Source organism: Rubritalea sp. (genome assembly GCF_051252225.1).
GTDB lineage: Bacteria > Verrucomicrobiota > Verrucomicrobiia > Verrucomicrobiales > Akkermansiaceae > Rubritalea.
Window position 1 is genome coordinate 319,420 of record NZ_JBPOGE010000002.1, and the last position, 12,403, is coordinate 331,822.

Annotated in this window: 17 protein-coding genes; 8 read left to right on the plus strand and 9 right to left on the minus strand. The window is 48.1% G+C overall.

Annotated elements, in window-relative coordinates; translation table 11 throughout:
• Nucleotides 1–152: 152 nt before the first annotated feature.
• Entirely contained in the window at nucleotides 153–1,271 is a 1,119-nt protein-coding gene (locus tag ACSHX2_RS03870; protein WP_435690752.1) for a phosphoserine transaminase, read from the plus strand.
• 225 nt (nucleotides 1,272–1,496) lie between these two features.
• Here ACSHX2_RS03870 and panB read toward each other — a convergent pair whose 3' ends face one another.
• From panB to dapA, 4 genes are read right to left on the minus strand one after another with little or no spacing between them, the layout of a single operon-like run.
• Nucleotides 1,497–2,258, minus strand: a complete 762-nt coding sequence (gene panB, locus ACSHX2_RS03875; RefSeq protein WP_435690754.1) for a 3-methyl-2-oxobutanoate hydroxymethyltransferase — start codon at nucleotides 2,256–2,258, stop codon at nucleotides 1,497–1,499.
• A gap of 14 nt (nucleotides 2,259–2,272) precedes the next feature.
• Nucleotides 2,273–2,782, minus strand: a complete 510-nt coding sequence (folK, locus tag ACSHX2_RS03880) for a 2-amino-4-hydroxy-6-hydroxymethyldihydropteridine diphosphokinase (protein WP_435690756.1) — start codon at nucleotides 2,780–2,782, stop codon at nucleotides 2,273–2,275.
• 24 nt (nucleotides 2,783–2,806) lie between these two features.
• Nucleotides 2,807–3,544 (minus strand): 4-hydroxy-tetrahydrodipicolinate reductase, encoded by a 738-nt coding sequence (gene dapB, locus ACSHX2_RS03885; protein ID WP_435690758.1) that lies wholly within the window; start codon nucleotides 3,542–3,544, stop codon nucleotides 2,807–2,809.
• A 23-nt stretch (nucleotides 3,545–3,567) separates the two neighbouring features.
• Nucleotides 3,568–4,446, minus strand: coding sequence for a 4-hydroxy-tetrahydrodipicolinate synthase (gene dapA, locus ACSHX2_RS03890; protein WP_435690760.1), 879 nt, complete (start codon nucleotides 4,444–4,446; stop codon nucleotides 3,568–3,570).
• A 156-nt stretch (nucleotides 4,447–4,602) separates the two neighbouring features.
• On the opposite strand from dapA, the gene ACSHX2_RS03895 reads away from it, so the two are divergent.
• The 6 genes from ACSHX2_RS03895 to ACSHX2_RS03920 all read left to right on the plus strand — a co-directional run bounded on the left by ACSHX2_RS03895 (nucleotide 4,603) and on the right by ACSHX2_RS03920 (nucleotide 7,840).
• A complete protein-coding gene (locus tag ACSHX2_RS03895) occupies nucleotides 4,603–4,998 on the plus strand; it encodes a peptide chain release factor family protein (protein WP_435690761.1) in 396 nt (131 codons plus the stop codon).
• A gap of 57 nt (nucleotides 4,999–5,055) precedes the next feature.
• Complete coding sequence (locus tag ACSHX2_RS03900; protein ID WP_435690763.1) at nucleotides 5,056–5,871, plus strand: thymidylate synthase; 816 nt, start codon at nucleotides 5,056–5,058, stop codon at nucleotides 5,869–5,871.
• Nucleotides 5,872–5,877: 6 nt separating this feature from the next.
• Nucleotides 5,878–6,219 (plus strand): hypothetical protein, encoded by a 342-nt coding sequence (locus ACSHX2_RS03905; protein WP_435690765.1) that lies wholly within the window; start codon nucleotides 5,878–5,880, stop codon nucleotides 6,217–6,219.
• The gene (locus tag ACSHX2_RS03910; protein ID WP_435690767.1) at nucleotides 6,216–6,506 is read left to right on the plus strand and encodes a hypothetical protein; all 291 of its coding nucleotides are present in this window, start codon (nucleotides 6,216–6,218) and stop codon (nucleotides 6,504–6,506) included. The genes ACSHX2_RS03905 and ACSHX2_RS03910 overlap by 4 nt, the downstream gene beginning before the upstream one ends.
• Before the next feature lie 27 nt (nucleotides 6,507–6,533).
• On the plus strand, nucleotides 6,534–6,911 hold the full coding sequence (locus ACSHX2_RS03915) for a VOC family protein (RefSeq protein WP_435690769.1): 378 nt from the start codon (nucleotides 6,534–6,536) through the stop codon (nucleotides 6,909–6,911).
• Nucleotides 6,912–7,051: 140 nt separating this feature from the next.
• The gene (locus ACSHX2_RS03920; RefSeq protein ID WP_435690771.1) at nucleotides 7,052–7,840 is read left to right on the plus strand and encodes a hypothetical protein; all 789 of its coding nucleotides are present in this window, start codon (nucleotides 7,052–7,054) and stop codon (nucleotides 7,838–7,840) included.
• Here ACSHX2_RS03920 and ACSHX2_RS03925 read toward each other — a convergent pair.
• Nucleotides 7,837–8,736 (minus strand): tetratricopeptide repeat protein, encoded by a 900-nt coding sequence (locus ACSHX2_RS03925; protein WP_435690773.1) that lies wholly within the window; start codon nucleotides 8,734–8,736, stop codon nucleotides 7,837–7,839. The two genes, ACSHX2_RS03920 and ACSHX2_RS03925, sit on opposite strands and share 4 nt — an antisense overlap.
• A gap of 90 nt (nucleotides 8,737–8,826) precedes the next feature.
• Nucleotides 8,827–9,357, minus strand: a complete 531-nt coding sequence (gene recO, locus ACSHX2_RS03930; RefSeq protein WP_435690775.1) for a DNA repair protein RecO — start codon at nucleotides 9,355–9,357, stop codon at nucleotides 8,827–8,829.
• Between the two features lie 89 nt (nucleotides 9,358–9,446).
• On the opposite strand from recO, the gene ACSHX2_RS03935 reads away from it, so the two are divergent.
• Nucleotides 9,447–10,670 (plus strand): LL-diaminopimelate aminotransferase, encoded by a 1,224-nt coding sequence (locus ACSHX2_RS03935; protein ID WP_435690777.1) that lies wholly within the window; start codon nucleotides 9,447–9,449, stop codon nucleotides 10,668–10,670.
• Between the two features lie 54 nt (nucleotides 10,671–10,724).
• Here ACSHX2_RS03935 and ACSHX2_RS03940 read toward each other — a convergent pair whose 3' ends face one another.
• The 3 genes from ACSHX2_RS03940 to ACSHX2_RS03950 form a co-directional block, all read right to left on the minus strand.
• Nucleotides 10,725–10,901: a hypothetical protein gene (locus ACSHX2_RS03940; protein ID WP_435690779.1), complete on the minus strand. Its 177-nt coding sequence runs from the start codon at nucleotides 10,899–10,901 to the stop codon at nucleotides 10,725–10,727.
• 176 nt (nucleotides 10,902–11,077) lie between these two features.
• Nucleotides 11,078–11,593 (minus strand): hypothetical protein, encoded by a 516-nt coding sequence (locus ACSHX2_RS03945; protein ID WP_435690781.1) that lies wholly within the window; start codon nucleotides 11,591–11,593, stop codon nucleotides 11,078–11,080.
• A gap of 204 nt (nucleotides 11,594–11,797) precedes the next feature.
• On the minus strand, nucleotides 11,798–12,292 hold the full coding sequence (locus tag ACSHX2_RS03950) for a YcxB family protein (protein WP_435690783.1): 495 nt from the start codon (nucleotides 12,290–12,292) through the stop codon (nucleotides 11,798–11,800).
• Between the last annotated feature and the right edge of the window lie 111 nt (nucleotides 12,293–12,403).

Here is a 12,403-nt window from a genome sequence, read left to right on the forward strand (position 1 = left end):
AGGGTCTCATAGCCATTTTTAGAATCAAAAATGATCCTCGTGATTTGACCAGCTCTTCGAAAACATAATCAACGGCGTCAATAACACCCGCTTGACTCATTCAGCCACCGAATGTAGCACTGTGGCACACAAATTTCTGACCTCTATATCTCATGTCAAAGCCAACAATCAAACCAGCCCGTCCATTCTTCTCTTCAGGTCCATGCGCTAAGCGACCTGGCTACAATATTGCGAACCTCAATCAAGACTGTCTCGGACGCTCACATCGCTCTGCGATTGGTAAAAAAGTACTCCAGGAGGCTATCGACAAGAGCAAATCAATTCTCGGTATTCCAGAGGACTATCTAGTTGGAATCGTGCCAGCATCTGACACAGGCGCTGTTGAAATGATTTTGTGGCACGCTCTCGGCGCGCGCGGAGTGGATGTGTGCCATTGGGAATCTTTCGGTAAAGGCTGGCTCACAGATGTGACCAAGCAGCTTAAGCTCGATAACGTTAACGAAATCACTGCCGACTACGGCGTCCTTCCAGACCTTACACAAGTCAACCCAGCCAACGATGTCGTATTCACATGGAATGGAACCACATCAGGTGTGCGCGTTCCAAATGCAGACTGGATCAGTGATGATCGCGAAGGCCTCACTATTTGCGATGCTACTTCTGCTGCATTTGCGATGGATCTCCCATGGGAGAAGCTTGATGTCACAACATACTCATGGCAAAAGGTGCTCGGTGGTGAGGGTGCGCACGGAATGATCGTCCTCAGCCCGCGCGCTGTTGAGCGTCTCCAGACCTACAAGCCTGACCGCCCACTCCCTAAAATTTTCCGTCTTACAAAAGGTGACGAAATCATCGCAGACATCTTCAAAGGTGCCACGATCAACACACCATCCATGCTCGCAGTAGCAGATTACGTAGATGCCCTCAACTGGGTGGAATCTATCGGTGGACTCGACGCAATGATTGGCCGAGCATCTGCCAATGCAGCTGTAATCGAGAAATTTGTCTCTGAGCGTGACTGGGTCAGCAACTTGGCTGTCGATCCAGCTACAGCATCCACCACTTCTGTGTGCCTCACTCTGAAACTCGAAGCTGCCCAAGTGAAATCCATGGTCAAGCTCCTCGAGGCCGAAGACGCAGCCTACGACATTGGCGCCTACCGCGATGCTCCTGCAGGTCTCAGGATCTGGTGTGGTGGCACAGTCAACAGCGAAGACCTTGAAGCTCTTATCCCGTGGATTGACTGGGCCTACAATGAAGTCCAAGGCTAGTCCTATAAATAGATAAATCCCTTTTCAGGGTTCACCGGTAACGGTTGCAATACTTAAACGTCTATTCTTAAAGCGAATAGACGTTTTTATGTAACATGATAGCAGCTGTAGTGACAGTTCTACATCTAAGATTCTCATACTTGAACACCTATTTGCGGAGTTCTGTATAGAAAAATGGTACTGGCATGCGCGTCATAAAACCGCCACCGGAATTAGTATTCGAGCCTACACTTGCTCGTTATACCACTGAACAGCTTTCGTTATATCTCCAGAAATATCAGTTTGCGGTTTAGCAAAGGGCGGAACAAACCAAGGATAACCGCCGACTAAATCAGTGATCACAGCCACCTCCCCGTCACAAGTCTGATTCCCGCAGCCAATCCCAATTGTTGGCACCCCGAGCGCTTCGGTAAGCCTCTTAGCGGTATCCGCTACCACACTTTCTAAAACAATCGCGAATACTCCAGCGTGCTCGAGTGCTCGGCAGCCTGCTAGAATCGCTTCAAACTCTTCTTCAGACTTCCCCTTTTTCTTGTAGCCACCTTCCTCTAACACTCGCTGAGGCAACATTCCCATATGGCCGAACACGGGAATACCCGCACCCACGATAAGCTTTACCTTATCGGCCTGTCTCAGCCCCCCTTCCAACTTCACGGCATCCGCACCTGCAGCGACTAACAATTTAGCATTAGCCAACGCCTGCTCGGGTGTATCATAAGAATGAATCGGTAGGTCGCCCACCACTAGCGCATTCGTATTGCCACGCGCCACTGCAGCCACATGATGAAGCATATGCTCCATGGTCACATGCGTCGTATCAGGATAGCCAAGCACTACCATTCCCAAGGAATCTCCTACAAGTAATACATCAACCCCAGCCTCATCTAATAAACGAGCTATTGGGTAGTCATAAGCTGTAAGGCAGGAAATGCGCTTGCTGTTTTTTCGAGCTCGCAGAGCCTCAGCTTTCTCTTGGCTTAGTTTCATTGTCTATAAATAGGTTACCACACGGACTGCACCAATGTCAGCGGCGGTTCATCGGAATCGAGATGACTATAGTGCTCGGAAATAGTAGCAGCATCACCTGGGAGTACCAGATTAGGGCGAATATCGTTAAGCGGTTGCAGAACAAAACGACGCTCTACCATACGTGGGTGAGGTATCGTTAGAATCTCCTCCTTAATGACGCCACTCCCAAAATAGAGTATATCAACGTCGATCAGTCGGGGAGCATTGTAAGCATGAACCGCCTCTCGACCCATATGAAATTCCACACCTTGCGTCATCCGCAGTAAATCGTATGGCTCACCGATGTAATCGATCTCAATGACTGTATTATAAAAATCCGGGTCGTTGCTGGCACAATCTACTGGCTGACTTTGGTAGATCGGAGCCTGCAGATAAAGCGACTCCGGATCCACTATCCCACGCAGCATGTTCCGCGCCGTTTTAATATTATTAAGGCGATTCCCTAGGTTTGAACCCAGTGCTAAACCAACGCGTAAAGCCATCGCCTCAACTTTAAAAGTTCAGATTTACTTAAGACCCAGCACATCCTGCATATCGTAAAGACCAGCAGGTTTGTCTTGAATCCAAGTCGCAGCACGCACAGCGCCACTCGCGAATGTCATGCGGCTAGAAGCCTTATGAGTAAGCTCCACGCGCTCACCGTCAGCAGCAAACATCACCGTGTGATCGCCAACTACATCACCACCACGAAGTGTGTGCATGCCAATTTCTTTCGACGGACGAGGTCCGATGTTGCCTTCGCGACCGTGAGTCACATCATCTTGATACGATGTATCTGTCTCATCATTAAGAATTTCTAACAAGCGACGAGCAGTCCCGGATGGGGAGTCGATCTTATGCTTGTGGTGCATTTCGGTCACTTCGATATCGAAGGTGTCATTACCTAAGATTTGAGCGGCCTTCTGCGTTAGATAAAATAAGGTGTTCACGCCCACTGAGTAATTCGCAGCGAAAACAATAGGCAACTTCTTAGAAGCTTCTATGATGCGCGCCTTTTCCTCGTCACTGTGACCAGTAGTGCCAATCACTAAAGCCACATTCTTATCAAGCGCTTCAGCGAGCACCTTATCAGTAAAACTGTGCACGGTGAAATCAATCGCGGCATTCACTCCAATGAATGCATCCGCCAAACTTTCATTGTGATCGTGCGTCTTCGCCACTGCTGCATTTGTATCAGCTTCAGCTGCTTCAATGAGGGCTTGGCCCATACGGCCTGAACGACCAAGAATTAGAAGATTAGTCATAATTAGAAGTTAGTTAGAAATTCTTATACGAGTGAGTACTTATGGAGAAGCGCACGTACTTGTTCGAGGCTTTCGCCCTCAAGCGCAAGCATAGGCAAGCGGATTTCATCGCTGCAAATCCCCATCAACGCCGCCGCGGCCTTGATTGGCATCGGATTCGTATCCACACTCATCAGCGTACTCAAAAGGTCAAAGTATTCTGCCTGAATAGCCTCTGCCTTCGCTACATCATTGGCAAGCATAGCGTTCACTAGTTCAGAAACCTTCTCTGGCACAATATTTGATGCCACAGAAACCACGCCACAAGCACCACGCTTCATGAACTCGATCGTCATTGGGTCATCACCAGAAAGAATTTCAAACCCATTAGGAAGCGCTTCCCTGAGCTGGTCAACACGCTCAGCACGACCACTAGCCTCCTTAATAGAAATGATATTATCGCATTCTGCGGCAAGACGCGCTGCAGTCTCAGGAGCTATTTCCACCACCGAACGCCCAGGAACAGAATAGAGCATAATAGGAAGAGTCGTGCTCTCAGCTATTGCACGGAAATGCTGAAACAAGCCCTCTTGAGATGGTTTATTATAATAAGGTGTCACCTGTAAGGAGGCATCGACACCGATAGTTTCTGCCTCTTCAGTCAAATGAATCGCTTCAGAAGTGGAGTTCGCACCAGTTCCGGCAATCACTTTGATCCGGCCAGCTACAGCATCTACCGCAATACGAATCACTTCAAGGTGCTCATCAGCGTCGAGAGTTGGTGACTCACCAGTCGTACCCACGGGAACAATCCCCTGAACACCACCAGCAATCTGCTTTTCAATCAATTGGCGGAATGCTTCCTCATCTACCTGACCATCACGGAAAGGTGTAATAATAGCTGTATGCGTGCCTGCGAACATGTGCGCAGCCTAATCATGGAAACTCCCGAGTCAACGTTAGTTTTATAGTTCAAACAACGCCGTGTTTGAAAAGAAATCGGCGCAATAACTCTCCAGCCCTTTTGCGTTTCAAATAGCCTGTTTTAAGTCTACAAAAGCTACAGCCAAACGAAGTAAATGCCCATTCCTCCAGATATAGAACAGCAGCTCACCAGACTCGGAGCCCCGCCATCCACCTTGATAGAAAAGTTTATTCAAGGCTCTGGATCAGGTGGCCAAAAAATCAATAAAACCGCCTCCTGCGTCTACCTCAAACACACACCCACGGGCATCGAAATCAAATGCCAGTCAGACCGATCTCGCGAACAAAACCGCCTCACTGCGCGCCAAGAGCTGTTCAAGAAACTACAAATGCTCTACCAAAAGGCCGCTGACGAAAAACGTGACACTCGCGAAAAGAAGCGCCGCACCGACCGCCCCCGCTCACGCAATTCTAAAAACAGAATGCTCAAAGCGAAAAAGCAAAACTCCCAGAAAAAGAACATGCGCAGAAAGCCCGGCAACTACGACTAAAGCTTTCCCCTCTGAAAACACTTCACACTTTACACTTCACACTCCACACTTTTCCCCATGCAACAGTACCTCGACCTCTTACAAGATGTCCTCGACAATGGTGAAGAGCGCCACGATCGCACAGGCACCGGCACCATTTCAGTCTTCGGCCGCCAGTCCCGCTTCGATCTCCGCCAAGGATTCCCCTGCCTCACCACCAAGAAGTTGCACCTTCGCTCCATTATCCACGAACTACTCTGGTTCCTCAAAGGTGACACCAATATCAGCTACCTTAAAGAAAATGGCGTCCGCATCTGGGACGAATGGGCTGACGAAAATGGCGATCTCGGCCCAGTCTATGGCCAACAATGGCGCGCATGGGCTAAAGAAGATGGCTCAACTATCGACCAAATTGCCAAACTCATCCACGACCTCGAGCATAATCCACACTCACGCCGCCACCTCGTCTCCGCTTGGAATGTCGGCAAGGTCGATGAAATGGCGCTCCCCCCCTGTCATCTCCTCTTTCAGTTTTATGTCCACGAGCCAGCTACTGAAGGCGCTAAGCCAGGTCTCTCATGCCAGCTCTACCAGCGCAGCGCTGACCTATTCCTCGGTGTCCCCTTCAACATTGCCTCCTACGCTCTCTTCATGATGATGATTGCACAAGTTCTTGGCTACGAAGCGCGCGACTTCGTCCACAGCTTCGGCGACCTCCACCTCTACAAGAACCACATCGACCAAGCCAAACTCCAGCTCACACGGACTCCGCATAAACTCCCGACCATGTGGATCAACCCAGAGATCACAAATATCGATGACTTCACCTTTGACGATTTCCGTCTCGAAGACTACCAAGCAGATCCGCACATAAAAGCCGCTGTCTCAATCTAAAGCTAGATGGAGAATCCATACCAATCGCCGCAAACTCAAGCATCTACACATGATAATAAAAGCGATGGCTTTGTTTCTGCCTATAAATACTTAAAAGGATCTATCTGGGGTGGCATGTTCTTCATCGTGATCAGCATCCCCATTAGTCTTCTCACTCAGAATAAATTTACTTCTCCTATATTATCTCACATCGGTCTCTGCATTGCTGCCATTGGTTTGGGAGTAATAGCTCTGGCTCTACTGTTGATCATTCCATTTACTCTATGGGGATTTCGCACCGGCCTCAAAGCAGCTCAGCGTAACAACTTAAAACCGAAAACCGAGCGACACACTCGCTACACTCTATGAACATTCCAAGAAAAGGCAGCAAAGTCACCACATTCGACGACGTCCAGTACCGCTGGCGCGCATACTCCACCCCCAAGGGCACTGAAGTACGATTAGCATTCAATGAAATCGAAGGCGGCCAAATTCTCGTCGCTCAAGTCCCCAAACTATTCAACCTTAAGTGGGTCGAACCCATTATTGACTTCGGACTAAACAACGGCTGGGAGCCGGACGAGTACGGCGATCCTATCTATATCCGTAAGCAGCGTGAGACATTCCGCCTCCTAGCTGAAGACGAAATAGAATAATCTTATATTACTCATTCCAAATTTATCATGAAATTCCTTCACACTCGCATCCGCGTTAGCGACCTCGATAGCACCATCGACTTCTACCAAAAACTTGGTTTCGAACTCCGCGACCGTAAAGATTCGCCACAGGGCAACAAACTCGCCTTTCTAGAAATCCCAGGTGCAGAGCACTTCCTCGAGCTTTGTTATTCACCTGAGTTCAAAGTCGAATTCCCTGAAGACCTCATGCACACCTGTGTCGGAGTCGAAGACGTCATCGCATACTGCGATAAACTAGAAAACTCTGGCATCGAAATCTGGCCCGGCAATTGGCGCGAAAAGTTTGCTGATCCAGCAAAGCGCCAAATGGCCTTTGTCACCGATCCAGATGGCTACGAGGTTGAGATCCTCCCTATCCCATAAGCCCCCTTTTACCACTCTTGCGCTTGCCGCACCTCACGAGAGCTGAATCACGCATTCAGCTCTCTTTTTTATATAAGCCTTGTCCACCCTTTATACTCTCCATTGGCAATCGCTGAATCTTGCTATAACCTACCGAAATAATGTCAGCTAAAACTAAAGAGCCAGCAGCGACCCCTCGCAGTCAGCGCGTGGTGCTTGTTGTCTTTTTTTTTATGTGCTCAGCCGTCACTATTGGCCTGAGCTTGTGGCTCTTCCAAGATGAACTGAGGCTTCCCCAACTGGTTGCAAAAATCAACAAACACAAACCTCAACCTGAGCGATACGACCTCCTCGTCGAAGACCTAAAAATTCGTAAACAACGACTCAAAGACCGCTACCTCGCTGCGAGCACAGCACAGCAAAAAAGCGCCATCCTAGCTGAGTCCAGAGAACTGCTTGACACCGTCACCCCTGAAATGATGCGGTGCTGGCTCGGCACTCCTTGGGACTTCAATGGCTATTGTGAAAAACCAGGCGAGGGGAAAATCGCTTGCGGCTATTTCGTATCCACCATAATGCGCGATGCTGGCTTTAAGCTCAACCGAATCAAACTCTCCCAACAACCCTCACAGACTATCCTCGGAGCCTTCGTCCCAAGAGAAAAAATGAAGATCCGCACAGAGATGGACTTCAATGCATTCTGGAACATGGTACTAGGAATGGAAAAAGGCATCTACATCATCGGACTCGATAAACACGTAGGCTTCATCGTGCACGACGGTTCCCAGCTACACTCCATCCATTCATCCGGCAGTGTGCCATGGTGCGTGGTCGATGACACACGTGAAAACGCGGGCTCTATTCAGCGCTCGAAGTACCGAGTGATCGGTAATATCACGGCCCAAAAAGATACTCTGGAAAAATGGTTACTCGATAAAGAGTTCTATTAAAAACTCACTTGAGATAACTTTTTCTGAGCTTTTTTCACCAAGACATCAGCAGACTTACCCTCGTTCGAAAGCTTCAAAAACTCTGCGTAATTTTCCACCACGGCCGCATAGTCATGTGTCTCAGTATTGATATGCTTTTCATAGCCTTTTACCGCAGCTAAGAAATGCTCATTTGCCTCCTCAGACTCGCCACATTGGCAAAGTGAAAGCGCTAGATTAGCATGTGACTGTGATGTATCCGCATGCAGTGCGCCAAAAAGTTTAAGCCGAATCTCTAAAGCCATCAAATTCATCTCACGGGCCTGAGTACTTTTCTCTGCCTTGAGATAGAGAGCTCCTAGATTATTACAAAGTGTCGCTGTTTTCTCATGTTCGTAACCAAGATCGTGACGGCAAATATCCAAGCCTTTAAGGAATATATCCTCAGCTGTCTGGAAGTTCCCTATGCTACGATAAACAAAGCCCAGATTATTACAAATATCAGCCACAGGCTCGGTCTGACCAAAACCAGCTCTATCATATAACTCCACTGCTCTCTCGTAAAAACGAATCGCCTCAGGATCATTCTCAACACTGTCGTAGAGCACTCCAACACTCGCTGTCACCCGTGCCAGAAGTTCGAGAGAAACCTTTAAGGGAATTGCAGTCTCTAATGCCTCAAGGTAGACTAATCTTGATTCCTCAAGTCTCCCGGTTTGACGCAAAATATCGCCTTGCATCTCTAAACACTCAATAAGCGCTATCTCAGCGCCTTCATCCTCCTCTTTCACCGCTGCTCTCGCCTTATCCACTGCGGCTACCGCGGCATGGTACGCTTCTTCCCACTCTCCTTTGTCAGATAATACTATGACGCGTTCGGAGAGGATTTCTAAGAGGTTAGTTGTGCCTGATTTCATAAATTCGTACGATGTCTAACAACTTAAGTGAATAACATCTTTGCCCTATTCTACAATGAAAAACATGCTCTCCTATCATCATCTTCCAATTTATTTTAATAACTCAAGGCACTGAAGTCGGCTCACAGGCAATCGCCCAAATGCATCTTCCAGCGCCAAGTTTCCCCGTCTCTTGCCATCCCACACTCCTACCATTTTAGCTAATTCATTCTCGAAATGCTCTAACGCCCTCAAACTAGACCCTTTAGTATTAAGAAAGTTCATTCCCCTGCTCAGTAAATCAAACACGGCATCCTCACTATGCCCCCCCTCCATGACGTGCTCAGTCAGAGCTGTAAAATATCCTCCTAGCAATACATCACGATATTGGCCACGCATTTTTTCGTGGTATTCCAATGGGGCAACCTCACGCAGCGTGTGGAGCTCGCTCCTCCTGCTTTCGATCCACTCGAGATCCGCAATAAAGAATAGATCTAATTTTCCTGCGAATTTCCCTTTCGAATTCCTAGCCCCCTTCGCCACGGTCTTAACCAAACCTAGACCATCAACACACCATGTCACAATCAGGCTGGTATCGCTCAGCTTTGTGAGCCGTAAAATAATCCCTCTACCTGACTGCATGGCCATAGACTAAATCTCTAATTGCAAATCTCAAATCTCAAATTCAATCCTTGCACTTTCGACCAAGGCTGAGCAGCATCCGCCCCGTTATGGCACGCATAAACGACAACTTTCTAAAACTTAAAGCTGGGTACCTTTTCCCAGAAATCGGCCGCCGCGTAGGAGCTTATTCAGAAGCTAATCCAGACGCAGCTCTCATCCGCTGTGGTATCGGCGATGTTACAGAAGCTCTACCTAAGGCTGTGCAAGAAGCTATGCACAAGGCTGTGGACGAACTCGGCTGTCGCGACACCTTCCGCGGTTATGGTCCTGAGCAAGGATACGGCTTCCTCCGTGAGGCTGTTGCTGACAATGCCTTCAAGGGACTCGACATCTCCGCTGACGATATTTTCGTATCCGATGGCTCGAAGTGTGACACCGGCAACATTCTCGACATCTTCGGCCCAGGTAACACCATCGCTATTACCGATCCAGTTTATCCTGTCTACGTCGACACGAATGTCATGATCGGAAACACTGGCGAAGCTGATGAAGACGGGCGCTACGAAGGTCTTGTTTACCTTCCATGTACCGCTGAAAATAATTTCGTTCCAGCTATCCCAGAAGAGAAAGTAGACATCGTCTACCTCTGCTACCCGAACAATCCAACAGGAGCTTCAGCTACTCGCGAGCAACTTCAAGCATGGGTCGACTACGCACTTAAGAATGATGCCATCATTCTTTATGATGCAGCCTACGAAGCATTTATCCAAGACGCAGACGTACCTAGATCCATTTACGAGATCGAAGGAGCTAAGCAATGCGCTCTCGAATTCCGCTCCTTCTCCAAGAACGGCGGATTCACTGGTGTACGCTGCGGCTACATCGTGATCCCTGACACCGTTTTCGGAACAACCGAGTCTGGTGAAAAAATCAGTATCAAGCAGCTCTGGAGCCGCCGTACTTCCACTAAATTTAATGGAGCGTCCTACCCTGTACAACGCGGTGCTGAAGCGATCTTCTCTGACGAAGGAAAAGCAGAAGTCGCAGCCCTAGTAGAACACTACATGGCTAACGCTAAACTTCTCCGCGCAGCATGTACTGAGCTCGGCCTCAAAGTCTTCGGCGGTGAAAATGCTCCATACGTTTGGGTCGCGTGTCCAGAAGGTCTCACCTCATGGGACATGTTCGACAAAATGCTCAACGAAGCCAATGTCGTCATCACTCCAGGTTCTGGATTCGGTGCTGCAGGCGAAGGATACTTCCGTATCTCAGCCTTCAACTCACGCTCCAACGTTGAGGAAGTATGCAAGCGCCTCAAAGCGCTTCTCTAATACTCTGACGAGTTTAAAAATCTTTAAAAAGGCAGGGCTTCGGCTCTGCCTTTTTTATGCCGGTGATTGAGCTGAGTTCTGACGCATCAGTTTATTAAGGGCTTCCACCTTATCAGCATGGGTTTTGGTATCACTGAAGGCTTCACGAATACGAAGTAAACGCTCCTTCACGGACTCTCGCAACTCACCATATTCTGGCACCTTGATTTTTAGCGCTGTTTTTTCAGACATGCCACCACTGTACACCCATTTTACAACTTTGCTAACGGCTGCTTGCGCTTCAATGGCGGCTCATTGCTCTAGCTTGCCATAGGATATTGGCTTCCTGTATATAATGGTGCTTTGACGCGTTCAGTCTGAAATCCTAATAGCTGCATCTCGCCGCTATAAACACAAGAGGCGTTAGCCTAATAAGTCACGCACATGCCGTGATGCCTAAGTAGCTCAAAAAAGGAAGACTCCTTTTGTGCAAATGAACGCACTAACAAGGATTTGTAGTATTCACTAAAACTACTCAGCTCGCGCGCATCATACGGGCTCACAATATATTCGCTAGTGTCCGCCTCCGGCATAAAAAGCTCTGGAGGATCGTTTACTGGCCTTTGACTCAATGCGCGTTGTACACAAACCTGGCTTAAAGGCTCAGCATCTACATCACCACAACCTAACCAAAGCTGTTCATAGGTATCCTCATTAAGAAACACCAGATGATCTATCGAACTCCTTTCAGCAAGAGGATCATGGAGCGACTCAAGATTAACGACTAATACATCGAACTCTGACTCATAATGGCACTCTCGCTTTTGAGAACCATAGGAACGACTAGTAGTTCCATTACAAAGTAAAAGGTAAGACGCATTCGCTAATGCATCAACATCATCAAGGCACAGGTCACAAAAGTAACCCTTTGGGATTGTATTCATTTTATTCGGGGGGGGATGGGAGTTTAAAGCGAACAAATCAACCGCTAGAAAGACTAAAGGTACATTTACTGCTTTGGATAAAAGTAACGGAATACTTCAAAAGAGGGCAAGACCCATCACCTTACTCCTATATACATAGGTAGATACACGCATCTATATCCACTCAAGCCCATTCAAGAATACTTAAGTAAGTAGTAAGTAAGATTACTTAGAGCCCTGTTTCCTCAGCCCTAACACCTTTGCTAATTGCCCTTCTCCAAAGGCTGCAGCGGCAATCCAAATGTATTGCTTTTTATCAGTATAAATTAGCAGACCCTTTTTGGTGGATTTAAGTTCGTAAAGCTCTTCCCAAGTAACTGTAGCCTCTCCAGCACTGCCGGCCATACTGAGCCCTTTCTCAGAAAAGGTGTACCGAACCTTTGTGTTATAAGCTGGGTGCTTGCGCAGCCCTCGCTCTTGCCACATCTGCCAAAGCATCGGCCGCATAAACCCTAATGAACCAACCATTACTAAGCCTCCTCCAATGACGCCCCCCTTAGTCCCGGGCTCCATTAAATAAGCGCCCAAGCAAACAGCCACGACGCACAGCACCGAACGAGTAATCACCCACCAACGGTACCGATGCCACATGTGCTGAGGAAACGAACCGTGCTGTGACTTCCCGTCGAAAGCGGTGATGATGGTGATTGGTTCTGCCATAGGAAATGTTTTAAAAGCGCTCTAGGCCTAAACAACCTAGCGCGTGATCCGTCATATCCACTACGTAGCAAATGGCAATGCCAAGCCATAAAAATCAGCTAACAATACATG